This window comes from Paenibacillus amylolyticus (assembly GCF_036894225.1).
Classification (GTDB): domain Bacteria; phylum Bacillota; class Bacilli; order Paenibacillales; family Paenibacillaceae; genus Paenibacillus; species Paenibacillus amylolyticus.
Genome location: NZ_CP145892.1, coordinates 6,851,112 through 6,876,521, shown reverse-complemented (window position 1 = coordinate 6,876,521; position 25,410 = coordinate 6,851,112). Strand labels below are relative to the sequence as shown.

Genomic DNA, 25,410 nt, shown 5'->3' with positions numbered 1-25,410 from the left:
GGGATAATCGGAGGGAGAGAACGGAATGAAGTTGCTTGTGTGGTTTGTTAAAATCGTGCTAACCGTGTTGCTGGTCAGTTCACTGACACTGCTCACGACCGGATTAATTGTACAGTCATATGCGAAGTCGCTACTCGCGAGTTTCAATATTCAGTGGGAGGGTCAACCCATGGGGTTAACCGCCATGTTCCAAGGTGCCTTGGGTGGTAAAACCAGCGAGGGTAATAAATCAGGAAATGGGACGACAGATCAGCCGACAGGAGCGGACGAAGAGCAGGTTCCGGAAGATGCTGTTTCCGTTATGGGGAATGGGACGGAGAGTGGTCAATCTGGCGTAGATGCAGGCAACGATGCGTCCCAAGGGAGCGGCTCAAATGAGGGCACAGGGGAAGGTTCAGGTACAGATACGACCGTAGGATCAAACTCAGGCACAAGCGCAGGCAATGGGACGGATACGGGCACGGGTAATGACTCAGGAACAGATCAGGGTAGTGGTTCGGCTTCAGGTAATGGAACCGGAGCGGCCAGCGGCGGTGCTTCTTCAGGCAATGATGCCATTGTTGTATCACCGGATGACATTACAGGAGCGAAGGACAAGCTGCCAGCAGAGGAGAAAGAAAAAATCTTCAGCCTGCTCATGAATAAGCTGCCACAGAAAGAAATGCAACAGATCTCAGGTGCCATGGAAGGTGGCCTAACGGAACAGGAATTACGTGAGATTGAACAGGTGATCTCGAAGTACCTGACCAGTGAAGAGTACGACAACCTGATGGAAGTACTGCAAACAGAATAGGATGATAGGCAGGCAGGGAAGACAGGCGTGCTCATAGACGTATCGCCTGATTCATAATGTAATGGACTTGTCGAGGATGATTGAATATAATTTATTTAAATAAATTCTGGAAATGCTTATAGGAGGGAAAAGTGTATGAAATATAAAGGTAAAGAACACAACATATAAAAACGTTCAGGCAACATTGCAGAAACCTCCAGTCCAATTCGTGGACCTCCGTTCATAGGTGCTTTCAAGAGAACCTATGGACTTGTGTTTACGAATACACTAATTGGAGGTTGTATTGACCATGAACTTATATCATTCTAATTCAGAACCATCAGTAAAAGAGTTTGCCGAGGCGGCGAAAGAGCGATACGAGCAAGGGTTGCAAGAGGCGGACCAGCCGTTTAGTGGCTGGGATTTTAGCTATGTAACAGGGAGTGGGCGACTCCAGAGCGGAATATTGCCTTGGTCATATGGAACGATGGCGCGCCGATTATTGAATCAAACAGAACGAATGCTCGACATGGGGACTGGTGGAGGAGAGATGCTGTCCAGACTCCGTCCCCTTCCTCCATACACATGTGCGACCGAGGGCTATCTCCCCAACATACCAATTGCAGAGGAACGTTTACAGCCGCTCGGTGTGAAGGTGCTTCCAGTGACTGATGATTCGCAACTTCCTTTCACAGATGGGGAATTCGATCTGATTCTTAATCGGCATGAGTCGTATGATGAGCGGGAAGTTAGGCGGATTCTATCGGTAGGGGGAATGTTTCTAACTCAACAGGTAGGTTGGTCAGATTGCAGGGAGATCAATGATCGGCTCGGCATTCCTATGCCAGCGGATTACGCTGGATGGGAACTGGATCGTGCTGTTCTTCAGCTGGAACAGTGTGGATTCCGTATTCTGGAGCAACGGGAAGCAACCCCTGCACAACGTTTCTATGATATAGGCGCACTGGTATATTATCTAAAGACTATCCCGTGGCAAGTACCTGATTTCAAAGTGGAACAGTTCCGTCAGCCGTTAATGGATATTCATATGGAGATGGAGCACAATGGATTCTGGGAAGTACAGCAAAAGCGATTTGTAATTCTTGCAGTCAAAGAATAGAGACATAAAAGTTAATTTCTATTGTGGCATGAGCTGAAATCCAGTTTAAGATAAACCACAAACAGGTTGTTTACGTAATCCCTTATCAGAGTTGATCTGGTGAGGGATTTTATATGTATTTTTATGAAAAATAAAGCATATTTCACTGGGTCTTAGAACCTAGTCTTAATTTGCGAACAAAAGTACATAGTACAGCGGATGTTGAGGCATAATGGGTGATGGACCAGCCGTACTATCTTATGGATAATTCAGGGAAAGCAAGCGGGGCGTGGCTTTGCGGTGTGACGTGTAGAGTTGAAATGAGTGTAAAACCTGTGTTAAAGTATACGGGTGTGATAAAAGGTTAAAATTTTGACACTTTTACGAGCGCAGCTAAAGTCCTGATTTTGCGGACACCCAATACAAGTATCAACGAGCATGGGACAGACACGATGGGTGATGTCTTGACAGAAATGCGAACTGAGAAGTGCTGAAAAGGAGAGAATCATGAAAGGTTTCAGAGGCATACGCCAACCGGGCAAAGACCGGGTACACGAACAATCCGGGGAACACCGGACGGCCGAAGACAAAAACAACATGAGCATGTCCACCTTCAGTGTGAATAAGAAGCGCGTTCTGGCCTCGCGCAAATGGATCATTACAGCAGCATGTGGTGTATTCATCGCAGCATCGCTCGGGTTCGCAGGCAAACAATATGTTACTGCAAACACCGTACCGTACTATAAAGTAATGGTTAAAGGTAGCGAGATTGGTACCATTGCAGATGAGGCACAATTACAACAACTATTTACAGACAAAACTGAGGAATATCAACATAAATATCCGGATGCAGAGATGGTGCTGAACACGGATGGCATCACAACCGAAACGGTAAGAGCGTACAAACCTGAAGTGAACAGTGACGAGACGCTGGACAAACTGGGTGACATGCTGACAGCCTACGCCAAAGGTGTAGAACTCAAGGTAGACGGTGAAGTCATTGGTATTGTGAAGGATCAGGCAACAGCTGATGCAATCCTGGAACAAGTGCAGAGCAAATACATATCGGCATCGGCTGTGCGAAGTTCGCTTAAGACGAAGTCGGTATCGGCTAATTCCTCGAAGAAAGAGGAGGGACCAAGCACAACCCTGAAGTCTGTAGGCATCAAGGAAGATGTAGCGACGGATGTGGTGAAGGCTGATCCAAACAAAATATGGGATGTGTCCGAGGCGGTTAAAGCTTTAACCGTTGGTAAAGACGCGCCTGTAACTTATGTGGTTCGTGAAGGAGATACGATCTCTTCGATCGCTGCCAAGTATGAAATAACACAAAGCGAGATTCGCCAGCATAATCCGGGCATCAAGGAAACGTCGCTTCAAATCGGAGACGAACTGACCTTGACCGTTCCGAAACCGGCGGTAACCGTTAAATCGGTTGAGCAGGTTGTTGAACAGATTGAGATCAAACCGCAAGTGGAAGTGCGCAAAAGTGACGAGTTGAAAGCAGGTACAACAAAAGTCGTGCGCCCAGGACAAAGCGGCTTGAAAAGCATGCAGTACCGTATAACCAAAGAAAATGGTGAAGTGGTTCAGGAAGAGTGGCTTGGTCAGGAAGTGATTAAAGCAGCTGTAACTGAAGTAGTCCTTAGCGGAACAAAAGTTGTTGGTGAGGGCACAGGTGAATTTGCTTGGCCGGTATCAAATGCAACGATGAGTAGCAGCTTTGGACAACGTTGGGGTCGCCAGCACAAAGGTGTCGATCTGGTAGGTAACCGCGATGTGAAAGCGTCTGATGAGGGTGTAATTACTTTTGCAGGACAGAAAAGCGGTTATGGTAATGTCATCATTATTAACCACCGTAACGGATACGAAACACTGTATGGACATTTGAACAGCATTGGCGTTAAGGTTGGACAAGTGGTTGAAAAAGGCGAGAGTATCGGCGTTATGGGCAACACGGGTCGTTCGACTGGAACACATCTGCATTTTGAGATTATTAAGAATGGAACGGTAGAAAATCCGTTAACGTATTTGAACTAATATAGAGCTTAAGTGGAGCAAGGTTGGCTATAATGCTGGCCTTGTTTTTTGCTGCTGTAAAAAATTTTCAGATGAAAGACCTTCCAAGCCCCTGATCGGGATGTGACGGTGCTTCAGGTATGTTAAACTAGAGAGTATAAACAACAAACTAGAGAAACAAATCAAGCAGGCTTGGTACAAGCTAAACATAGAAGAGAGATATAAACGCTAACGCGGATTAAGCAGGATATAGGGGTGAACTTAGCCGATGCAGGGGAAGATTTTGGTGGTGGACGATGAACAGCCCATCGCGGACATTCTGAAGTTTAATTTGGAAAAAGAGGGGTACGAGGTCATCTGTGCATTTGATGGCATTCGTGCGGTTGAACTGGCGTTATCCGAGAAACCGGATCTGATGCTGCTGGATCTGATGCTCCCGGGCAAGGACGGTATGGATGTCTGTCGTGAGGTGCGCGCTCATCTGGAGATGCCAATCATTATGCTTACCGCCAAGGATGGCGAGATCGACAAGGTGCTTGGTCTGGAGCTGGGTGCGGATGATTACGTGACGAAGCCATTCAGTACGCGTGAGCTGCTTGCACGGGTGAAGGCACAGATGCGCAGACGGCAAAAGCTTGCGATTACGGCAGAAGCGCATGAAGACGAAGAGAAGCAGGTCATGCGGCTATTTGATCTGGCTTTTGATATGGACATGTATACGGCTTATAAAGGCGGAGAACCGCTTGATCTGACCCACCGTGAATACGAACTTCTCTATTATATGGCGAAGCATTCCGGCAAGGTTATGACACGGGAACATCTGCTGCAAGCGGTATGGGGATATGAATATTTCGGTGATGTACGTACCGTGGATGTCACGATCCGTCGTTTGCGTGAGAAGATTGAGGAGAATCCAAGCAAACCGGAAACGATTCTGACTCGCCGCGGGCTCGGTTATCTCGTGCGCAGTGCCAAAAGCGTGGGGATATAATGGGCCGATTCGCGCGATTTTCGTTCTTCCGAACGATTCAGGCGAAATTGATCATTATCTATGTACTGCTGATTCTGATTGCGATGCAATTGATCGGGGTTTATTTTGTGAGCGCGATGAAGAACTCACTAACGAGCAACTTTACGGAAGACTTGCAGGCGCGTGCGGAGATGCTGTCGGTTCTCGTGGGGGAGACGATGGCTGGTGGAGAAGCAGAGGCTGGCGAGGACAAAACGGAAAATCTGCGTGTGCTGGTGAACAACCTGTTCAACATTAACGGTGCCGAGATTCAGGTGCTGGATGCCAGCGGCAAGGTACTCACGACCTCGCTAAGTTCACATTCGGACTATGTGGGGCGCAAAAATACCCAAACCGTTGTCAGCCGTGCGCTGCAAGGCATTCGGGACAATGAGGAATATATCGTGGACGAGGATAATGTTCGCAAAAAGGTCGTCGCCAAGCCGGTGCTGTCCGGCGGCAAGATCATTGGCGCGGTCTACATCGCGGCATCCATGAACGAGCTGTATTCCACGATGGAGGGAATCAACAAAATCTTCATCTCCGGCATCCTGATTGCCCTGGTGTTAACGGCGGTGCTTGGCGTGATTCTGTCCCATACGATCACGCAGCCGATTAAGGAAGTGACTCGGAGAGCGACAGCGGTCGCAGAAGGTAACTTTGATCAACAGACACCTGTATTTGGCACGGATGAGATTGGTCAGCTCAGTCGGGCTTTTAACTATATGACCAGCAGGCTTCGGGATGCACTTTCACTGAATGAAGAGGAGAAGGAGAAGTTGACCTCCATTCTGACGAATATGAGTGATGGTGTGGTTGCTACGGATGAGTACGGTAAAGTTATTCTCGTAAACCGTCGTGCCAGCAGCATTCTGGGTATGCATCCTGCTGATATTGAAGGAAGACACTTCGCTATATTACTCGGCATTGATCCGGAGGATGCGGAAGCCCTCGCGAGTGGTTTCACAGGTTCAACTTTGCTGCAGATTGCACCCGCAGGACAAGAAGAGCCTGTGGTCATTCGGATGACGTTCACACCGGTTCATCGACGTGAACGGGGAATCACGGGAACCATTGCCGTACTTCAGGATGTTACCGAGCAGGAAGAACTTGAAGCATCCCGGCGTGAATTTGTGGCCAATGTATCCCATGAACTGCGTACACCACTGACGACGATCAAGAGTTACGCGGAAGCGCTGGATGACGGGGCATTGGAAGATCCGCAGCTTGCCGGTCGTTTCGTTGGTGTTATTCAGAACGAGACGGAACGAATGATACGACTGGTTACGGATCTGCTGCATCTATCGCGGCTGGATTCCAAGGAAGCTTTACTGCGCAAGCAGCCAACCGATATTCTGGAAATGCTGGAGGAAGTGACGGATCGATTCTCGTTCCAGATGCATCAGAAGGATATTCAGCCTGTGCTGTCTGTAGAGAATGATATTCCGGCTGTTCCGCTGGATCGCGACCAGATTGATCAGGTGCTGGATAATGTCGTGTCCAATGCGCTGAAATATACATTGGAAGGCGGCACCATTACGATTGCGGCTAGACGCAGTGATGAACACGCACTTGCCATCTCGGTATCGGATACCGGAATGGGTATCCCACAGCGCGATCTGGATCGCATTTTCGAGCGGTTTTATCGGGTGGACAAGGCTCGTTCCCGCAGTATGGGAGGCACAGGGCTAGGACTGTCCATTGCCCGGGAAATTGTGAAGGCACATGATGGAAGCATCTCTTTGGAGTCTGAAGTAGATGTGGGAACGACAGTAACGTTCACACTGCCGATGCGTGAGAAAGGGGGTGAGCACCGTGAAGGAACGGATTAAATCCTTGGTGCTTGCCGCCCTTGTTGTAGCCAGTCTGGTTCAGAGTTATTTTCTGATCTACCGTTTGCCCGGAGGCGGGGATTCCATTGTGACGTCAGAAACGAACTATGTGAAGACGGAAAATATGGGTCAGGAACGGAATATTGAAGAATTGATCTTCCCTGATCAGATGATTATTCATCTGGGTGAGGATAAACATACGGTGTTTTACCCTGGCAATACGTTCTATCAGTTGATCTATTCAAGGTTACAGGGGCGGGCGTTCGATGATTTTCAGCGCCGCAGTGTGCAATCGGTGAACTGGGATCAGATTCGCAAGGAGAACCCTGGGTTTGAACTATCGTTCAAAGAAGGTATTCCCGTAGCTTTATTACAGCGGGTGATGAGGCTTGGGACGGATTCCTTATTTCAAGGGGAGACGATTAACCGAATCTCGATCTATACGTCCAAAAATGAAACGAAGGCCCATGCGCTGTTCTTCAGCGCCAAGGGAGACGTGGTATACGAAGCAACGCAGGCGGACCTGACAGTACAAGACGTGCAGCAGCATGTTGACTTCGGTACGAACTGGACGCCATATACGCTGATGGCTGGCGGGTATTATATCCCGGCCCAAGCTCTGGAGACGATTGAGGCAGATGTGCCGACAGGGCAATTCACGGTTGAGCAAATGCAGCGTAGTCTGTTTTTCGATCCAAGCATGACCCGGAATATCCGGGAAAAAGATGGATCGGAGATCTACACGGATAGTAAACGTAGTCTGCAGGTAAAACAGGAACAGCGCTGGATCAGTTACACCGATCCGGCGGCACCGCCTGCGGGACAGATTGATCCCGCGAAGGATGCGTTGTCTGCGGTTGACTTTGTGAATCAGCATGGTGGCTGGAAAGGCCGTTCGCGCATGATGCTGGAGACCGCCGACATCAAGACGCAGCTTGAATTCCAACAGTATTATGGTAGCTATCCGATTATGGATTCCATGCAGTTCCGCTTTGGCACGATCAGCATGGAGATGCAGCAGGAGACGGTATCCAGTTATGAGCGATCACTGGAATACCTGAACGAAGGTGCAGAGACGAAGAAATCGGTAAAGTTGCCTGGCGGAAACAAGCTGAAGGCTCTTATTAAAAAGGTAGCAGGTGAGAATCGCCAGGTGGTGGATGTCTACCCGGCGTATCGTCCTTCTTCGATTGAAGACGGACTAAAGCTGATCCCGGTATGGGTGATCCGCTTTGGAAACGGGGAGGAAACCACCGTTTCTTGATGGGTTGTAGTCTTTGAACCAAAGAGTAGCTGTACTTTATCACTACGCGTGCAGAATAACCTTCCGATCGCTGTTACCCCCAGATTTCTTGAATTCCCTTTTAACACGGGAGAAATCTGGTGGTAAAGGCGAACGCTCCGCTTCTTCAGGTTATTTCTGCCCTCTCCGTTATCGTATAGCTTTAAGTTCAAAGGCTATAAACGGCCAGTTACGGTGGAAGGTGTAGGCAACTTGAGAAAGTATTGCAAGCAGCTAAGTTAGGGGGGAACGTTTTGGATTGGGGACGGGCGAAAAATGTGTTGATCTATGCCTTTCTGCTGCTCAATCTGGTGCTGGGCTACCAGATCTGGATGGATGCGCGAGAGACGGCCGGAGCCAATCTGGACTTCACCTCACTGGCAGATAATACACAGCAGGCGATGGAAGAGAAGGGCATTCAGGTGCTGGCTCCGATTCCAAATGAAACGCCAAAGCTGCCCAAGTTGTCCTATGAGTTCATTGAAGAGGACAGGGCTGGCGTGGATATGGAACTGGAACAGCCTGTAGATAGCAAGTTGATCTTCTCGCAAAGTGAGCTGGAAGATGCATTAGAGCGTGAGATTCCACAGATTGGGACATACCGGCTGGATCAGTTGATGGCCGAGGATGGGGCTTTTGTGCTTCACCCATTGGTGGATGGTAAATGGCCGCTCTTCAATGTGAGTCTGGAGCTATTCTACAGCGATCAGAAAATAACGGGTTACCGTCAGACTCCAGTGCGGATTACGACCGCAGAGGAGAGCGATCAGCAGGTACTTCCGGCGTCGAAGGCGCTGGGAACGCTGATCGAGAACTTTTTGCCAAATGATGCAATTGTCAAAGATATTCAGCTGGGCTATTACGGCCAGTTGTTCAATTCAGATATACAGGTAGCGATGCCGGCATGGCGGTTCGTGCTGGAAAGTGGCGAAGTGTTGTACGTGCAGGGCATCAGTGGGGATGTATTCAGTCCCAAGACAGACAAACCAGGGGAGTAATGCGTTATGGGGATATATTTTACCGTGTTATCCAGCGGTTCGACAGGTAATGCCACAGTCATACAGCATGGGGGTACCTCTCTCATGATTGACGCGGGTCTTAGTGCGAAGCGATTGGATGCACTGTTTCAGGAAAGGGAGATTTCTGGGGCAGAATTGGACGGGATTCTGGTTACACATGAACATTCCGATCACATTAAAGGACTAGGCGCGATGTCTCGGAAATATAATTTACCAATCTACGCGAATCTGAATACGTGGGCGGCACTGGAGAAGTCGGTCGGGGCGATTCCAGAGGAAAACCGGAGGGTATTTGAGACGGGTGAAAAGCATGATTTTGGGTCACTGCGCGTGGAATCCTTCGGGATCTCGCATGATGCAGCTGAGCCGGTAGGGTACACATTCGATGATGGTACGGAGAAGCTGTCTGTTGCAACAGATCTTGGGTACATGAGCGACAAGGTTCGCGATGCCATCTCTGATTCTGACGTGCTGGTGCTGGAGGCGAATCATGATGTCGAATTGCTGCGTATGGGGCGATATCCGTGGAACACCAAGCGCCGGATTTTGAGCGACATTGGGCATTTGTCGAACGAAGCGGCAGGGGCAGCGCTTAGTGAACTGATGAACGGACGCATCAAGCGCACGTATCTGGCACATCTTAGCCGAGATCATAATATGATGGACTTGGCGAAAATGTCGGTGCGCGACGCGATGGAGAGCCGTGGATGCTTTTATCGGGATCATGAGTTCAAACTCTGTGATACGTATTACGACCGTCCTACGCCATGGGATAGGGTGGGTGAGCCATAAAGCTGTCCAGTTCGGCGGCTTTGCGCTCGACTTCCTCGCGGGTTAGGATGCCTTTATCGATAAGCAGTTCAATGATGGTACTGAGTGCAAGGGTGTTGCGATAGTGTTCTTCCTTGAGATCGGCCAGCTTGGCCGCCATATGAACTTCATCCATGGCAGTGAGTGTACGTGTGCGATCCATATATATCCTCCTCTATGAAGCTTCGAATTGTCTTTTACTATTATTGTAGTCAGGCTTGATGGAAAACATTCCTCTTTTTGCCGCTAACATTTGTGTGATGAGACGTGTATGCTGAACCTGTGACTATGCAGGGGTGAAAAAGTTCTTCAAATTTGCAAAAATGGCGCTTAGCGGACCGGATTTTGTGGTGATAGATACTATGGACCTTTATTGTTAAGCGCGTTATAGCGGAAATTTGCTTTAATTTTCGTAAATATGCAACTTTTTGTGATTTGACGTGTTTAGTATATGAGGAGCATTGTGATTTTTGCTGTTTTGCGTGTGAAATGGCATGTCATAGAATGCGAGAGCATGATTGATAGAGTCACTGACAGAATGGCGTGTCCGTTCTGTTGTACATAGACGCTGTATCTTGATTTGATGCCGGGATGCGGCGATATGCAAGACCATTTTTTAAAATTGCAAAAAAGCATGGGAAAACGAGAGGTTATTTACGGTACGCACGTAACGAAAGACACAGAGCGAGGCTGGAGAAGCGTAGCGTTCGCCTTTATGAACAAATTTTACCTAGGAAAAAGAAATAAAAAAATTTGTGAGTAACAGCGATCGGAAGCTCGGCTGTGGCTGGAGTGGGGTAACGTAAGAACACCATCGTTGAACCATGCGACAACTTAGGCGGCAGTCAGGGTCTTGATGCGTGACAACGAAGGGGAGAGGATCACGATGGGATTGTTTGGAGACGATTTTTATTCAACCAAAGTATCAAGACGCGCCGAACCTGAACAGAAAGGCAAACTTCAGATCATCCGCCCTGGAGGCAGAGCACGTGGACGTGACCGCTGGAGCAATCCGCGTAGATCGCGTACAGGAATCAGTTCCACAGTGAAGGTAGCTGTGATTAGCTCAGTGATCAGCTCCATCGTGACCGTCATGCTGTTTAGCTTCATCACACAGCCCGCTTCGTTACCGCTGGCTAATGCTACAGGTAATGGTGGTGGAGGCGGTGCACAGACAGCGCAGGCAGCTGATCCATACGACCGGATTATCCAGGCAGCAGCCCATGTTCGTCCTTCCGTGGTGAGCATTGTGAACCATAAAACGGGTAGCAGTCTATCGATGGAAGATTCGGCGCTGGGCTCAGGGGTCATTTTCAAGAAGGAAGATGGCAAGGCTTATATTATGACCAACCACCACGTTGTGGAGGGTGCGAGTGATCTGGAGATTGTGACCGTAGATGGGGAGACACATAAGGCAAAGCTGGTCGGTAAAGACCGTGTAAGTGACATTGCTGTATTATCCGCAGAAGATAAAGGGCTAGGTGCAGTCGCGGAGATTGGTGATTCCAGCAAACTTCAGCGGGGTCAAACGGTGTTGGCAATCGGGAACCCGCTTGGTCTGGGCGGTACGCTGACATCCGGTATTGTCAGTTACACGGATCGCATTCTGCCTGTATCTATTAATCAGGACGGAGTGTACGACTGGGAGCAAAACGTAATCCAGACGGATGCGGCGATTAATGAAGGTAATAGCGGGGGTGCTTTGGTCGATCTGAACGGCAAAGTGGTCGGCATCAACACGATGAAAATCTCGGATACGGGCGTTGAAGGTCTCGGTTTCGCCATTCCGATGAACGAAGTGATGAAAACGGTAGATTCCCTGCTACTGAACGGCAAAGTATCTCGTCCATACCTCGGCGTGTACACGGTGGATCTGAGCAACCCTTATGCACCACTGGATGACGAGCAACGTAAGGATCTGAAGCTGCCATCTCATGTGGACAGCGGTGTGGTTGTGCTGGAAGCATCCGGTCCGGCATCTGAAGCAGGTATGAAGCTGAATGATGTCATTACGGAGTTTGACGGGCAAAAAATTACCTCCACGCTGGATCTGCGGAAATATCTGTACGATGAGAAGAAGATTGGGGATACGATTGAAGTGACCTTCTACCGGGATGGCAAAGCTGAGAAGGTATCAGTGAAGCTGACGGATAAACCGGAGTAAGGGAAGATCAACGAGCGAGCCCATACTTTTGCGTGGATTGAAATAGGGAATGCTAGAAGAGTGATCAGATCAACTGACCACTCTTTTTTAGTTGTTGGACGATGAGCATTGCGCAATGCTTAGTTGTAAGGGGTGGGCTAGATTGTAATTAAATAAGAAAAGGAGTACTTAACTGGTACTTACCACTGGCCGACTATGAGTGGATGTGCTCGTTCGACAGTAAATGAGTAGATCAACCATTTTATATTCTCATGATCAGTTAGACCCGGAGCCAAAGGAGCAGATACATAAGACTAGGGCTGTGGTAAACTGTTGTCAATATGTTGGAGACGGTCGCTGATGCAATAACATCTGTTTGTCGATCATATTTTTATTTCAGAATGGAAGGGGTATTTTTGATGAAACATTTGAGGAAAAAGATGCTTGGGGGAACGAGCTTGGCGCTGTCCCTGTTTATGCTGTCCGCCTGTGGATCTGAGGTAGCTACGACAGGAGCATCTGTAGATACAAGTGCTCTGCAAGAGAAGATTGCAGGGCTTGAGAAGAAACTGGTGGAGCAGGGAGCCAAGAGCGTTGAGCAGGAGCAAAAGATCGCAGCACTTGAGACCAAGTTGAATGAGTTGAGTACAAGTGTGATTGCGGTAGGTGAGGCTGGTGGTCAAACGCCTGTAACATCGGGAAACAACGGATCGGCCGGGAAAGGCGACGGGGTGCTGATTACCTTTGCCCAGTATGAGAAGCTTGAGGTTGGCATGTCGGTGGGAGATGTCATTGAGATCCTCGGCGGCGAAGGTGAAGCGCTGAGCGAAGCGGAGAATATGGTGGTTTACAACTATAAAGGCACAGCCGGCAATGGTGCCAATGCTGTTATTGCTTTTCAAGGTGGGAAGCTGTTGACGAAGGCGCAGTCGGGATTGAAGTAAAATTAGTATTGGACATATAGAGTCTGAATCTGTGGAATAAAGCGTATTACAGGGTTAGGGGAAGTTAAATGGGGGCCAATCAGAAAATTCTGGTTGGTTTTTTTGTTGTTTTTATAAAGTCTGTGAGTAGCAGAGAAATAATTAGATGTAGATTTTTCTGATAATAACTTGACATACGCATTTAGTTGTAACTATAATCATTACATCATATAAGTTGTAACTATAGTAGTTACATATAATGATTTGAAGGGGGATTTAGTCGAAGCAATTGTACAACCAGACTATAGGATGGTTTAAAAAATCAACGGAATTGGCTGCTAGATGCATTGTTATGATGATGGCGGCGACATAAAGAGAGGAAGATCAATTAAATGTTTACTAAAAAATCATCAATGGGCGTTATGCTTGTTCTATGTTTCATGTTAATTCTGAGTGCTTGTGCGGGTACAGCAAGTAAAACCGAAAATGCGGAAGACTCTTCATCCAATGCTGCTAGTGCTGGAAATACAAAGAGCGAGGAAACAAACACACCAGCGGTGGAGCTGAAAGTGATCACCTATAATCCTGGGGAAAACAGCATTTTTGGCGTTTCATCAAATCTGATTGAAGGTCCAACTGAAGTCGTGCTCGTTGATGCGCAGTTCCAAAAGAATGATGCCGAGCAATTGGTCAAAATGATTAAAGATTCGGGTAAAAAACTGACCACCGTATATATCAGCCACAAGGACCCGGACTATTACTTCGGTCTATCGGTAATCCGTGAGGCGTTCCCTGATGCAAAAATCGTTGCGACTCCAGCAACGGTGGAAGGAATCAAGGAAACTATTCAAGTGAAGAATGACTATTGGAATCCGATTCTGAAAGAAAATGCACCAACTGCACAGATTGTTCCGAATGTCCTTGACGGTGCTCAATTGACCGTAGATGGGGAAAGCGTAGAGATTATCGGTCTAGATGGTTCCGATCCGTCCCATACATTCCTGTGGATTCCTTCCATTAAGACTGTACTTGGTGGTGTTCCTGTCTACGAAAATTCGCATGTCTGGATTGCAGATAACCAAACGTCAGAGAGCCGTGACTACTGGCGCCAATTGCTAGACCAAATTATTGCATTGAATCCAGAGCGAGTGATTCCAGGTCATTACCTGGGTACCAGTGCCGGGGATATAACGAGTGTTACATTCACTCGTGATTATATTGATAAATTTGAAGCAGAGGCAGAGACAGAGACAGCCAAAGATTCTAAAGAACTGATTGCAAAAATGGAAAAAGCATATCCGGACTTTACGAATACAGGCGATCTGGAGACGAGCGCTCAGGTAATTAAAGGCGAAATTTCTTGGCCTTAAGTATAACAATGGAATTCTAGAAACGGTATAAGTAAAGGGCAAACATCCTTATCCTGTTAAGTGGGAGGGATGTTTTTGCTGTCATTAGGCGTGTAGGGGTTTCTTTTCGGCGGCAGGTGTGATAGAACTGAGAAGTGGCTATCCTGTAATGGGATACGCGGTTGTGAATCGGGAACATAGCTGGTTACAGAAAGGATGCTTAACGGATGTACGTTGTATGCAAAGAACACGTGGACATTGCCATCGACATGTTTGTCGATGAGTATGAGGACGCTCCAGATATCGTTGATCTGAAGGAGACGGAATTTGCCGATTGGGACCCGCCTGCAAAGTGCGCAGAGTGCGAACAGCATGCGGAATTTCTCGTCGTTTAGCGTACTGTAGGACTTAGATGGCCGGAGGCGTGACTTAAGGTGGCGCTTCGGGCTGACTTTCCATCCGGTATGAACATCACAGCAAGAAGCCAAGGAGAGCGTGATGAGCGCTCTTTTTGTCTTTGTGTGGGGAATTGGTGGTGGTTGTTAGGCAGCGTGGAGCTGGGTGGGGACGTAGGGGTTAACGTGGGAGTAGGCCGAGAGTAAGAGAAGATTAAGGTAGGTAGGTGCCGAGTTCCGAGTTGGGAGTGGGCTAGGTTGTAGTAAAGGTGCAAGTTGTAGGTAATAGAAATGGAAGCTGCTGAGGCATGGGGGAAAGTGCCGTTGGGTAACAGCGATGTGGGTAGTGACGTGGGTGTAGACTGGCCGAGTAGCTCTAACGAACTCGAGACGCCTTATATGAGGCAAACACAGCCTGGTTGAAATCTAACGAATCGTAGACACGTTATATTGCTGAAATGGCCTCGAAAGTGGTGGGGAGTGCTCGTTTGATGCGAAGTAGCGTGTTTCAGATTCGTTAGATTTTAAAAGAGCCGAAATGGGGCTGATTAAGGTGTGTGGAGTTCGTTAGAATTTGGAGAAATGTGTAGTATAGGTATAATACAGTTGGAACGAACGATGCGATGAAGCATCTTACCTATAGAATATCTCGCAAGACAATTTAGGAGGAATGAATTTCATGTTTATTCAGATTATTGGCGTAGGCAAATTGAAGGAAAAATATCTCACGCTGGGCATACAGGAATATGCCAAGCGGCTCGCCCCGTACATCAAGTTTCAGATGATCGAGGTCGCAGACGAAAAGGCGCCCGATACCCTGAGCGAAGCTGAGGTTCGGGCGGTAAAAGAGCGCGAGGGCGAACGCATCCTCGCGCATGTGAGGAGCGAGGCGCACGTTGTCGCGCTCGCTTTGGATGGCCAGCTCTGGAGTTCCGAGGAGCTGGCATTGGAGATCGACAAGCTCGGCACGTATGGGACGAGCCATGTCGTGTTTGTCATCGGAGGAAGCCACGGGCTCTCCGATGAGGTGTTGCGCCGCGCAAAGCAGCGCTTGAGCTTCGGGCGCATGACCCTGCCGCATCAGCTTATGCGGCTGGTATTGGTGGAGCAGATTTATCGCGCTGTGAAAATCAATCGGGGGGAACCGTACCATAAATAGGGCGAAAAGTTGAGTTGAAGGTTGAAGCTTTAATGCTAAATATATCAGGAATAATTCTCCATCATTTGATATAAATAATTTCGAAAGTCTTCAACATAGGACTTGGGCTCTACAACTTTTAGATGAGTGCCGAAGCTTGCTAACAATTGAAATCCCATATGATTTTGTGGGACATAAATAGTTGCTAATAAAGATCCACCATTATGGTCTTCAATACTTCTTCGACCATACCTTTCGATGATTTGATCTTTTATGCTAGGCGATATCCATGCCTTAATCGTGACGAATTGCGGTAGATAACTTGCAACGCGACCTTGCTCTGACCAATCGTCTCTAGGATGAAACCTACGTTCATCCATCGTAATATGATCGATCCGCGATAACTTGAATGTTCGATATCCCTGTCGATGTAAACAGAATCCTTTCAAGTACCAACTCGATTCGTTGAAATGCAGCTCATAGGGCTCGACCATTCTATTCGTTACAGCCCCGTCTTTATCTGTATAATCAAACGAAACCAGCCTTTTTTTAGAAATGGATTCTTGACATATCTTTAAGGTTTCAAGAATCTCGGACCGACCTTCCCAAACATAAAACGACAGTTGAATGGAACGATTCAGAGACAATGGACTAACCATTGCCTCTATTTTTTTTATCGTTCTTTCCACTTCTTCAGTAAGGAGGAGTTGTTCCAATCCGCCGAGCGCAGCCAATATATTCTGTAAATCGGAGCTGCTTAGAAGGCGTTTATCGACCTTGTATTCGTCCATTATGCCGTAGCCGCCTTTGACGCCATTGACAGAGTAGATTGGGATGTTCGATAAGCTCAATGTTTCCATATCGCGAAGGATCGTTCTTTTGGAGACATTGAATAGTTGTGAGAATTCCGTTGTAGAAACAATCTCTTTCCTCAGCAATATCATGATAATCGAAATGAGTCTCTCCACTTTGTCCATAATTGCCCTCTTTTTTTACATGATTTTATAAAGGTGACACTAAGGTGTCACCTTTTATCCATTATACTACATGTATCAAAAGAAGGAGGTTTTAATTCAATGTTTAATCCAACCGATTTTCCCAAGCCCACCCTTATTTCAGTCAACAGTGTGGAACTCGAAGTGTTTGAAGCAGGCCGAGAAAACGCTGGAAAACCTATTGTACTCTGCCACGGCTGGCCAGAGCATGCCTATTCTTGGCGCCATCAGATGGACGCACTTGCCGCAGCAGGCTACCATGTCATCGTCCCCAACCAGAGGGGTTACGGCAACTCATCCCGTCCAACCGAAGTAACAGACTATGACATTGAACACTTGTCGGGTGATCTCATCGCGCTTCTCGATCACTATGGATACGAGGATGCTACCTTTGTCGGTCATGACTGGGGTGCATTCGTCGTTTGGGGACTGACCTTGTTGCATCCAAACCGCGTCAATAAAGTGATAAATCTGAGCTTGCCTTATCAAGAGCGCGGAGAAAAACCCTGGATCGAGTTCATGGAAGAAATACTTGGCGGCGATTTCTATTTCGTCCACTTCAATCGACAGCCAGGCGTCGCGGACGCCGTATTCGAAGACAATACATACAGGTTCCTTCGCAACCTGTACCGGAAGAACGAGCCTCTCAGAGCACCTGAGCCAGGTATGGCGTTGATCAATCTCGCCAGAGCAGAAACACCGCTCGGTGAGCCCGTATTGAGCGAAAGCGAGCTGGCCGTTTACGTCTCCGCTTTTGAAACATCAGGGTTCACGGGCAGCATAAATTGGTACAGGAACCTTGACCGCAACTGGCGCTTATTGGCGAAAGTGAACCCAATCATCCAGCAGCCGACCCTCATGATCTACGGCGACCGGGATGTGGTTGCGAAGTCTGAAAACCTGACAAAGTTCGTGCCCAATGTGGAAGTGGTTAATCTGGATTGCGGTCATTGGATCCAGGAAGAAAAGCCGGAAGAAACAAACCAAGCGATATTAAAATGGCTGGAATAATGGGAGATGTAGTTTTTTTCAAAAACCAAGAAGAGTTTAAAGATTGGTTAGAAGAACATCATGCTGAAGCTATTGAAATTTGGGTGGGCTATTTTGGGATAAGTACAGGGCGTGCAAGCCTTACTTGGTCTGCATCAGTAGATGCCGCTCTTTGTTTTGGGTGGATTGACGGTATACGAAAAACCATTGATAAACAAAGCTATAAGATTCGCTTTACTCCGCGCAAAGTAAATAGTGTATGGAGTGCTGTGAACGTAAAGAAGGTAAAAGCACTAATACAGCTTGGAAAGATGAGACCAGAAGGAATGCACGTCTTTAACAACAGAACCGATGCACAAGGCTATTCCTCTGAACAAAGAAACGTGGAACTTGCCAAAGAATATGAAGAACAAATCAAGGCAAATCAAACAGCCTGGTTATTCTTCACTAATTTATCACCATCCTATAAAAGAGATTCTATCTGGTGGGTAATGAGCGCCAAGAAAGAAGAAACACGATTAAGAAGGCTTGGAATGTTGATCGCTTCATCTGAAGAAGGGTTAAAATTTCAACATTGCAAAAAATATTACAGAATAAGGAAATATAAATAACGAAAGAATCGTTAAAAGGGATTTTTGGTACTACATACATCTGGGTCTATTGTTTCCCAGATCTTTAGGAGAGAGGAGCTACTGTATTTCTCAAACAATTAGGGCGAAGGTCTTTCCTACGAAAGTATTGAAGAATCATACACTCAAGAAACATATCTTCATTTGTAAGTCACATCGAGTTTTCCGATGTGACTTTTTGTGTAAAAGTTGATTCTAATCAAATTCTGCATATATCTCATTTGGTACCTCTTGTTACCATAGAAGTAAAGGGGAGAAATTATATGGATAAAAAGATTAAACTACTATTCACAAAAGATATATTGAAAGAGTCCGCACAATGTTTTGGAATACGTGAGAACTCCATTATCGAATTAAATGGGTTTCAAAATTTCGTTTATTCCGGCGTCGTTGAAAATAGAGAAGTCATTTTAAGAATTACGCATGTCACCCATCGAAATGAATTATTAACAAGAGCGGAACTAGATTTCATCATGTTTCTGGCTGATCGCGGAATGAAAGTAGCAAGGCCTATTCAATCTTCATCAGGGGATCTTATTCATATCATTGACGGGTCCTTTATTGTGACAGCTTTTGAGAAAGCACCAGGCAGAAATGCAGTAATCGCTGAGGAGAGCAATACGTTTTATGAAAATATTGGACAAATGGTCGGGAAAATACATAAGTTATCGCTTAATTACTCGACCCAAAACCCACGCCATGAATGGAGTGGTAATACTCTATTAGAATCTTTTAAGAAGTATTGTCCGTTAGAATTACACAGTAACTATGATCGTTTAATTAATGAAATTAGTGCCCTGCCCAAGGAAAAAAATACATATGGTCTTATTCATGGGGATATCAGCCCTGGCAATTATCTTAATGATGGGGATAAAGCCTTTATTATTGACTATGATGAGGTGGAATATAGCTGGTTTGTTTCTGATATTGCTACACCATTATTTTATGAAATCCCAATTCCTTGGGTTGTGTCTGGAGATGTGAGGAAGGAGATTGCAAAACGCTACTATTGCAACTTCTTAAATGGCTATTGCAAGGAATACACTGTAAGCCAAAGCCAGTTAAACAAAGTTCCACTATTTATAAATTTAAGGCAAGCTAGAGTTTTAGCTGCGCTCTATAGAAGCAGAGACTTTAACGCTCCTGATTGGACTGAATGGTATGAGCAAGCCCGACGCTTCTACTATGAAAATTTATTAAATAACAGGCCTTATATTGATATGGACTTTTTGAGTTAACCGGTGAACCCTGTCACAATTAGCGTAGTAGAGGCTTTACACACAAAAAAGATCCAATCACCTGAAATGACTGGACCCTCAATCATAAACTTAAATTTCAAAATCAAGAGTACCCGTTTCGGTTAATTCAAACGGACCAGGTGTTACATCTGCATCGGGTCTCTTTGTTCCGAAGAAATCGGAGTCAAAATGATATGGACTACTGTCCGGCTCCTCATACTTCATGTTGGCGTGATAAGTCTTTCCAAGCAGATCCGTGGTAACTAACATTGCAGAGGTTCCCCGAAGAAGTTCGGGCTCATTGATCTGAATGTGCACCTTACCTAGCGCAGGATCAATCTCAACGTTCATACCCTTTTGTGTATATATCTTCGCTTGGGATTCGTGACGGCTTGAAACCGCATCGTTAAGAAATACATTGCCACCCATAGCTACCGGAAGTACGGCATTGCCTATAAAGAAATCCTTTGCGGCATCGCCAAGCTCCATAAGCTCCTCTTTGGTGTATTCCCACCATTTCTTATCTTTCACATCCGGATGTTGATCGTAGCCGCCAAGTCCCACAGCATGCAGATAACATCTGGAGTTGTCCGGGATACCATCCATGACCGTCTTCCCGTCCTCTCCAACTTCATCCCTTGGTTTAAGGGGAATATGCTCAAAGAAGGTGATGGGCACAGGCTCCTTATTAGGATCATTGTCACCTATAAAGATATTGTTGTAGTACCTGTCATCGCCCCCAGTGATATTGGAGTATCCCGCCATGGCCGTCTCGTGAGGGAAATGATATGGCGTAATACGAGTAATTTCGGAACGAACTACAAATCGGCCTGCAAACAAATTATGAGCAAATGCCCCGCCCTGGGCCATATTCCTGAAATTCATCGGAGAGAGAAATAGGTTATGATCGACCATATATGGACCATGGCAAACCTCAACGAAGAGGTCCTCCGAAAGATTGTCAAAAAATACATTACGGCTGATGCGAGTGCCCTGTGCCTGCCAGTCCAACCAAAGCGCACGGTAACAGCTATACATTATATTTTCGCTAATTTGAGTATCCAGGGAAGCATGCAGTTTAATTCCCGCTACTTCGGCACCATGTCTGAGTCGTTTGTGGTGAATATTATAAATACGGTTCTGATAAATGTGGCTGAAGGCTGCTCCCATATGACCCACAATACCTGCCTGTTCACAATCATGAATCACATTACCTCGAACTGTGTGACTGCCGATGTTATCTTTATGCCAGCCGGAGCGTAATGCTTGTAAAATAACCTCCTGCTCGCGTTGAGTACCACCTTTACTATGCTTCTCCAAAGACTTGGTGTGCCCTGTACCGATTTCGGTACCCAGGCTAATACCAACGCATTTGGATTCACTGATTATATTGTTTTCAATAATCCAGCCCTTGCTCCAGTGAGGTCCAATCAAACCTTCCTGGTAGTCTGTAGGCGGTGCCCATTGGGGGGAGGCTTGACGCAGAGTGAAGCCGCTTACAGTGATGTAGTTAATTCCCGGTTTCACAGGCCAGAAGCAATAAGGACGTACATTAATTTCTACATTTTCCGTACGAGGATCTTTTCCACCAAAGTTGGCCCAGATTTTTGTTGTTGTAGAACCAACCTCGGCATACCATTTTAACAATGAATCCTTGGGATACTTGGCTTCGGACCAAACTTCAGGATTGTGAACGCTTTCAATACTATCGCATTCATACAATGATTTGCCATCCAAATAGACATCGCCGAGATGAATTGGGAAGGGCCCGTCAAACAACCAGTCTCCACTGAGCTCTACCTCATAGGGATTGCGAACGGAAAAGAGGGAATTGGGCACTTCTGTGCTCCAGACATGGTTTCCTTCAGAATTCCAGTTGGTAATCCGTTCAGCTCCTGTAATCACGACTTCCCCGTCTCCTGCGGATCGATATACGATTCTATGCTCCGCTGTTCCTCCATTAGCCGGGTTAACCCATTCCCTGTATACTCCCGCATGAACAATAACTGTATCACCGGCCATGGCATGAGCCGCAGCGCGTGATATGGTACGAAGGGGTTGATCCGCTGTTCCTTTTCCTTGATCATTCCCATGTATGGATACATGATATTCCATAACAACTCTCCTTCTATTTTAAAATGTTTGTTGTATCCCGTTATTATACTAGAAAATAATTATAATGGCAGAGATAGGAAGGTGTATGTTAGCCTGAATTGATATTGATAAAAGGTAAAATCACATCCACTACCCTATGAAGTTGTGGATTTTTGCGTATTAAAGTCTTGTAGCTATTGTTAAAAGCTATGACTAGCCATGCTTTTTTCATATAACAAGCATTCCTTTCCATCATGCTATACTCATTAGACTAAAAAGTTAGAAGGAGAAATAGTTATGATACCATTTCGTAATGATCATGTAGGTAGCTTTCTACGTCCTGCAGATTTAAGTCAGGCACGTGAACAATATAAATCAGGCAACATCACATATGAGGAATTAAGAGCTGTGGAAGATAAAGAGATTATTCGAATTATTGATAAGCAAAAAGAAAATGGCGTATTGGCAGTTACGGATGGTGAATTCCGCAGAAGCTGGTGGCATTTTGATTTTCTGGGCGGCTTGGATGGCGTAGAGTTGTATGAGCAAATAGACGGACCGAAATTCCATAATATGCAAACGCGCAAGGGCGGGATTCGTGTTGTTGGTAAAGTTGATTTTTCGAGTCATCCCTTTGTTCAGGATTTTGAGTTTTTGAAAAAGCATGCAGGTGACGCAGTAGCGAAACAGACCATTCCAAGTCCCAACATGCTTCTATATCGATTGGAGAATGACGCTAATATCTATACAGACCGAGAGCAATTCCTCCAGGATACGATTGCGGCGTATCAAAAAGCAATTCAAGCCTTCTATGATGCAGGATGTCGATACCTGCAATTAGATGATACAGCTTGGGCAGACCTATTCTCAGACGCTGGTCACGATAAGTTACGTGCTAAAGGTCTGGAACCGGCGGAAGAGTTGAAAACGATGCAGCGCATGATTAATGAATCCTTGTCTCATAAACCAGCAGATTTAGTGGTGACGATGCATATTTGTCGTGGTAACTATAAATCGAACTATTTCTCAACGGGTGGTTATGATTACGCTTCTGAAGTTATCTTTGGAGGCTTAAACGTAGATGGATTATTCCTGGAATTTGATGATGAGCGCTCAGGTGGTTTTGAGCCATTACAATATGTGAATCGAAAAGATCTGAAAATCGTGCTTGGTTTACTCACATCAAAAACAGGCGAGTTAGAGGATAAAGAACACATTAAAGCTCGGATTGCAGAGGCGGCAACCTATGTACCACTTGAGCAACTTTGTTTGAGTCCACAATGTGGCTTTTCGTCTACAGAAGAAGGCAATATTTTAACGGAAGAACAACAATGGCGTAAACTTCGTTATGTGAAGGAAATTGCAGAAGAAGTTTGGAATTAATCCATTTAAATAACGGAGGGGATGTAAAATGACAATTCAAGCAGACCAAGAGACAATTATCGTTGAAGCGTTCATTAATGGTCAGAATGTAAAATCCCTTTCGCAGGTAGCAAAAGAGAATCCGACAAACCCAACTGAGATCGTAGGTTATTTCCCTGTCACTACGAAAGAACAAGCGGTTGAAGCGATTGAAGCGGCGGCAGGGGCTTTTAAAACATGGAAGCAGACCCCCATTGATGAACGCATTATGATGATGCGCAAGGCGATTGAGAAGATTAGAACGGCTGAGAATGAAATTGTACATTTGCTGTCTAGAGAGCATGGCAAGCCCCTGTATGATGCACACGGTGAAATTTATGTTTCGTTAATGTGGATGGAGTTTGCTTGTAATGAAGCTAAATCGGCTCTACAGGAAGAGATCAAAGAGCATGAGAATGGTAAAACGATTCTTTCCTATGATCCCATTGGTGTGGTGGCAGCAATTAGTCCATGGAACTATCCCATTGCTTTATCTACGATTAAGATCGCTCCTGCCTTACTTGCGGGTAACACCATTGTGCTTAAACCAAGTCCATATGCGCCACTGGCGGCAGCGAAAGTGGCAGAGATTATTGCGAGTGAGTTCCCGGCTGGTGTAATCAATGTCGTTCATGGTGATGCGGATGTGGGCGTTGAACTGACTAGTAATCCTCTTGTTACTAAAATCGCCTTTACAGGTGGAACCGCAACAGCTAAGCATATTATTAAAGCGGCTTCGGAAACGATTAAGGATATGACGCTTGAGCTTGGTGGTAATGATGCGGCTATCTTCTTGGAAAGTTTTGATGTTCATGATGAGCGAGCAATGCGCCGGATTGTCATTTCTAATTTCTTGACAGCAGGCCAGATCTGTATGATCGCCAAACGTGTGTATGTACACCGTTCTATTTATGATGAGTTTGTGGAAAAATATATAGAGGCGGCTAATCGCTGGATTCGAATTGGTGACCCATTTGATTCAAATACGACAGTAGGTCCACTTAATAACCTGAAGCAGAAAAATTATGTGCTTGGTTTGGTTGAAGATGCGCAAAAGCGTGGGGCTGAGGTCATCCCTCTCGGTCAAATTCTTGATCAGAAGCTGTTTGAACAAGGTTACTACCTACAACCTACGCTTGTCTTAGGTTGCGATGTTCATGATCCGATTGTAGTGGAGGAACAGTTTGGTCCTACGGTTCCGATTCTTCCATTTGACGATGAAGAGCAGGTTATTCATCTACACAATGAAAGTATATATGGATTGACGAGTTCTGTGTGGGGGAAAGAAGAGGATGCCATCTCCGTTGCACGTCAACTCGAAGCTGGAACGACTATGATCAATACAGCTGCTGTGCAGGGGCTCGACGTTCGGTTCCCTTTCGGTGGGGTTAAGCAATCCGGTATTGGCCGTGAATACGGCGTGGAAGGTATCCGCACTTATACAGAAAAGCATGTCATCAACGTTCCGAAGACACTGGATCTTCCTTATATACCAGAATAAATCTTATAGCACACAACTTCGCATCGTACAGGGGAATGTACATGTGAAATTGAATGTAGGCTCTAACTTTGCGCTTTGTTTACTGATTTTTAAGAATCAGTAGGCAGGGCGTTTTTTTGTCAGATAAGTTTGACCGCAGCAACTTTTTAGAAAAAATTAACTCATATCTAATGGAGGTGACGCTGAAAAAATAAAGAAGCCACTCCATTGATGGAGTGGCTTGGTACTCAGCTATTATACGGTGAACGGCGGTTATTTTCTACCTAGTGTCTCCCAAATTCCATGGAGCCAGGAATCGAACTCAGCATCTTTGTCGCCCTCGTAAGTATCATAGATATCCAGACGTGTCTTTTGCAGTTTTTCCTTAAATTGCTCGAATGTGTGACCTTCAGGAAGGCTTTTTTTAATCCGTAGCAAAATTTTGTTAGTACCTTTAAACAGCTCACCTTTGTTTTTGGCAGGCATTTGTACATCTTCATCCAACTGCTTGAGCTTGTGATATGCGGCTTCGCGCACTTGAAACACTTGATCATTTTTCAAAACATGCTGCAGCAATTTAATGGTAGGGGCTGTATTCCAGTTCCCCAATTCGTTCACTGCATTCAGTCTTTCTCTCCAGCTCGACGTCCGGTTAGCCGCTCGTTTGAGCTCTTCAAAGTTCTCCGGTAGTTCGTTAACTGCTCCAGTATCATGGTTGTTCGTCAAAATTCAATCTCCTTAATCATCGCCATCTCGGCAGAATGATGAATGTTATTTATGTGATCACTATTAT

Annotated in this window: 22 protein-coding genes; 18 read left to right on the top strand and 4 right to left on the bottom strand. The window is 46.1% G+C overall.

Annotation, left to right across the window (positions count from 1 at the left end):
- Positions 1-25 precede the first annotated feature (25 nt).
- The 8 genes from V6668_RS30175 to V6668_RS30140 all read left to right on the top strand — a co-directional run bounded on the left by V6668_RS30175 (position 26) and on the right by V6668_RS30140 (position 9,824).
- Entirely contained in the window at positions 26-793 is a 768-nt protein-coding gene (locus V6668_RS30175) for a hypothetical protein (protein ID WP_338707429.1), read from the top strand.
- Between the two features lie 289 nt (positions 794-1,082).
- The gene (locus V6668_RS30170; RefSeq protein WP_338707428.1) at positions 1,083-1,892 is read left to right on the top strand and encodes a class I SAM-dependent methyltransferase; all 810 of its coding nucleotides are present in this window, start codon (positions 1,083-1,085) and stop codon (positions 1,890-1,892) included.
- Between the two features lie 486 nt (positions 1,893-2,378).
- Positions 2,379-3,911 carry a peptidoglycan DD-metalloendopeptidase family protein gene (locus V6668_RS30165; protein WP_338707427.1) on the top strand — a complete coding sequence of 511 codons (1,533 nt, stop codon included), beginning with the start codon at positions 2,379-2,381 and terminating at the stop codon, positions 3,909-3,911.
- Between the two features lie 247 nt (positions 3,912-4,158).
- The gene (gene yycF / locus V6668_RS30160; protein ID WP_017691453.1) at positions 4,159-4,881 is read left to right on the top strand and encodes a response regulator YycF; all 723 of its coding nucleotides are present in this window, start codon (positions 4,159-4,161) and stop codon (positions 4,879-4,881) included.
- A complete protein-coding gene (gene walK / locus V6668_RS30155) occupies positions 4,881-6,731 on the top strand; it encodes a cell wall metabolism sensor histidine kinase WalK (RefSeq protein WP_036671863.1) in 1,851 nt (616 codons plus the stop codon). The genes yycF and walK overlap by 1 nt, the downstream gene beginning before the upstream one ends.
- Positions 6,715-7,995 carry a YycH family regulatory protein gene (locus V6668_RS30150; RefSeq protein WP_338707426.1) on the top strand — a complete coding sequence of 427 codons (1,281 nt, stop codon included), beginning with the start codon at positions 6,715-6,717 and terminating at the stop codon, positions 7,993-7,995. The genes walK and V6668_RS30150 overlap by 17 nt, the downstream gene beginning before the upstream one ends.
- Before the next feature lie 272 nt (positions 7,996-8,267).
- Positions 8,268-9,011 (top strand): two-component system regulatory protein YycI, encoded by a 744-nt coding sequence (gene yycI, locus V6668_RS30145; protein WP_047841111.1) that lies wholly within the window; start codon positions 8,268-8,270, stop codon positions 9,009-9,011.
- Positions 9,012-9,017: 6 nt separating this feature from the next.
- A complete protein-coding gene (locus V6668_RS30140; RefSeq protein WP_036671861.1) occupies positions 9,018-9,824 on the top strand; it encodes an MBL fold metallo-hydrolase in 807 nt (268 codons plus the stop codon).
- Here V6668_RS30140 and V6668_RS30135 read toward each other — a convergent pair.
- Entirely contained in the window at positions 9,793-10,005 is a 213-nt protein-coding gene (locus V6668_RS30135; RefSeq protein ID WP_036611899.1) for a hypothetical protein, read from the bottom strand. The two genes, V6668_RS30140 and V6668_RS30135, sit on opposite strands and share 32 nt — an antisense overlap.
- A gap of 723 nt (positions 10,006-10,728) precedes the next feature.
- Here V6668_RS30135 and V6668_RS30130 point away from each other — a divergent pair.
- The 5 genes from V6668_RS30130 (at position 10,729) to rlmH (ending at position 15,811) form a co-directional block, all read left to right on the top strand.
- Positions 10,729-12,006 carry a S1C family serine protease gene (locus V6668_RS30130; protein ID WP_036611896.1) on the top strand — a complete coding sequence of 426 codons (1,278 nt, stop codon included), beginning with the start codon at positions 10,729-10,731 and terminating at the stop codon, positions 12,004-12,006.
- A 398-nt stretch (positions 12,007-12,404) separates the two neighbouring features.
- A complete protein-coding gene (locus V6668_RS30125) occupies positions 12,405-12,929 on the top strand; it encodes a hypothetical protein (RefSeq protein WP_338707425.1) in 525 nt (174 codons plus the stop codon).
- 371 nt (positions 12,930-13,300) lie between these two features.
- The gene (locus V6668_RS30120) at positions 13,301-14,278 is read left to right on the top strand and encodes an MBL fold metallo-hydrolase (RefSeq protein WP_338707424.1); all 978 of its coding nucleotides are present in this window, start codon (positions 13,301-13,303) and stop codon (positions 14,276-14,278) included.
- 206 nt (positions 14,279-14,484) lie between these two features.
- Positions 14,485-14,652, top strand: coding sequence for a CxxH/CxxC protein (locus V6668_RS30115; RefSeq protein WP_017691462.1), 168 nt, complete (start codon positions 14,485-14,487; stop codon positions 14,650-14,652).
- 679 nt (positions 14,653-15,331) lie between these two features.
- The gene (gene rlmH, locus V6668_RS30110; protein ID WP_127547510.1) at positions 15,332-15,811 is read left to right on the top strand and encodes a 23S rRNA (pseudouridine(1915)-N(3))-methyltransferase RlmH; all 480 of its coding nucleotides are present in this window, start codon (positions 15,332-15,334) and stop codon (positions 15,809-15,811) included.
- 44 nt (positions 15,812-15,855) lie between these two features.
- Here the strand turns inward: rlmH and V6668_RS30105 are convergent, their stop codons facing one another.
- Positions 15,856-16,767 (bottom strand): helix-turn-helix transcriptional regulator, encoded by a 912-nt coding sequence (locus V6668_RS30105; RefSeq protein WP_127547508.1) that lies wholly within the window; start codon positions 16,765-16,767, stop codon positions 15,856-15,858.
- 99 nt (positions 16,768-16,866) lie between these two features.
- On the opposite strand from V6668_RS30105, the gene V6668_RS30100 reads away from it, so the two are divergent.
- The 3 genes from V6668_RS30100 to V6668_RS30090 all read left to right on the top strand — a co-directional run bounded on the left by V6668_RS30100 (position 16,867) and on the right by V6668_RS30090 (position 19,642).
- Positions 16,867-17,796, top strand: coding sequence for an alpha/beta fold hydrolase (locus V6668_RS30100; protein ID WP_127547506.1), 930 nt, complete (start codon positions 16,867-16,869; stop codon positions 17,794-17,796).
- Complete coding sequence (locus V6668_RS30095; protein ID WP_255319789.1) at positions 17,736-18,386, top strand: YdeI/OmpD-associated family protein; 651 nt, start codon at positions 17,736-17,738, stop codon at positions 18,384-18,386. Before V6668_RS30100 ends, V6668_RS30095 begins: the two co-directional genes overlap by 61 nt.
- 281 nt (positions 18,387-18,667) lie before the next feature.
- Positions 18,668-19,642, top strand: coding sequence for a phosphotransferase enzyme family protein (locus V6668_RS30090; RefSeq protein WP_338707423.1), 975 nt, complete (start codon positions 18,668-18,670; stop codon positions 19,640-19,642).
- 90 nt (positions 19,643-19,732) lie between these two features.
- Here V6668_RS30090 and V6668_RS30085 read toward each other — a convergent pair whose 3' ends face one another.
- Positions 19,733-21,757 carry a right-handed parallel beta-helix repeat-containing protein gene (locus V6668_RS30085; protein WP_338707422.1) on the bottom strand — a complete coding sequence of 675 codons (2,025 nt, stop codon included), beginning with the start codon at positions 21,755-21,757 and terminating at the stop codon, positions 19,733-19,735.
- A 276-nt stretch (positions 21,758-22,033) separates the two neighbouring features.
- Between V6668_RS30085 and V6668_RS30080 the strand changes: the two genes are divergently transcribed.
- Positions 22,034-23,119, top strand: a complete 1,086-nt coding sequence (locus V6668_RS30080; protein WP_338707421.1) for a 5-methyltetrahydropteroyltriglutamate--homocysteine S-methyltransferase — start codon at positions 22,034-22,036, stop codon at positions 23,117-23,119.
- Between the two features lie 28 nt (positions 23,120-23,147).
- On the top strand, positions 23,148-24,638 hold the full coding sequence (locus V6668_RS30075) for an aldehyde dehydrogenase family protein (RefSeq protein ID WP_338707420.1): 1,491 nt from the start codon (positions 23,148-23,150) through the stop codon (positions 24,636-24,638).
- A gap of 252 nt (positions 24,639-24,890) precedes the next feature.
- On the opposite strand, the gene V6668_RS30070 is transcribed toward V6668_RS30075, so the two are convergent.
- The gene (locus tag V6668_RS30070) at positions 24,891-25,343 is read right to left on the bottom strand and encodes a HEAT repeat domain-containing protein (RefSeq protein ID WP_338707419.1); all 453 of its coding nucleotides are present in this window, start codon (positions 25,341-25,343) and stop codon (positions 24,891-24,893) included.
- Between the last annotated feature and the right edge of the window lie 67 nt (positions 25,344-25,410).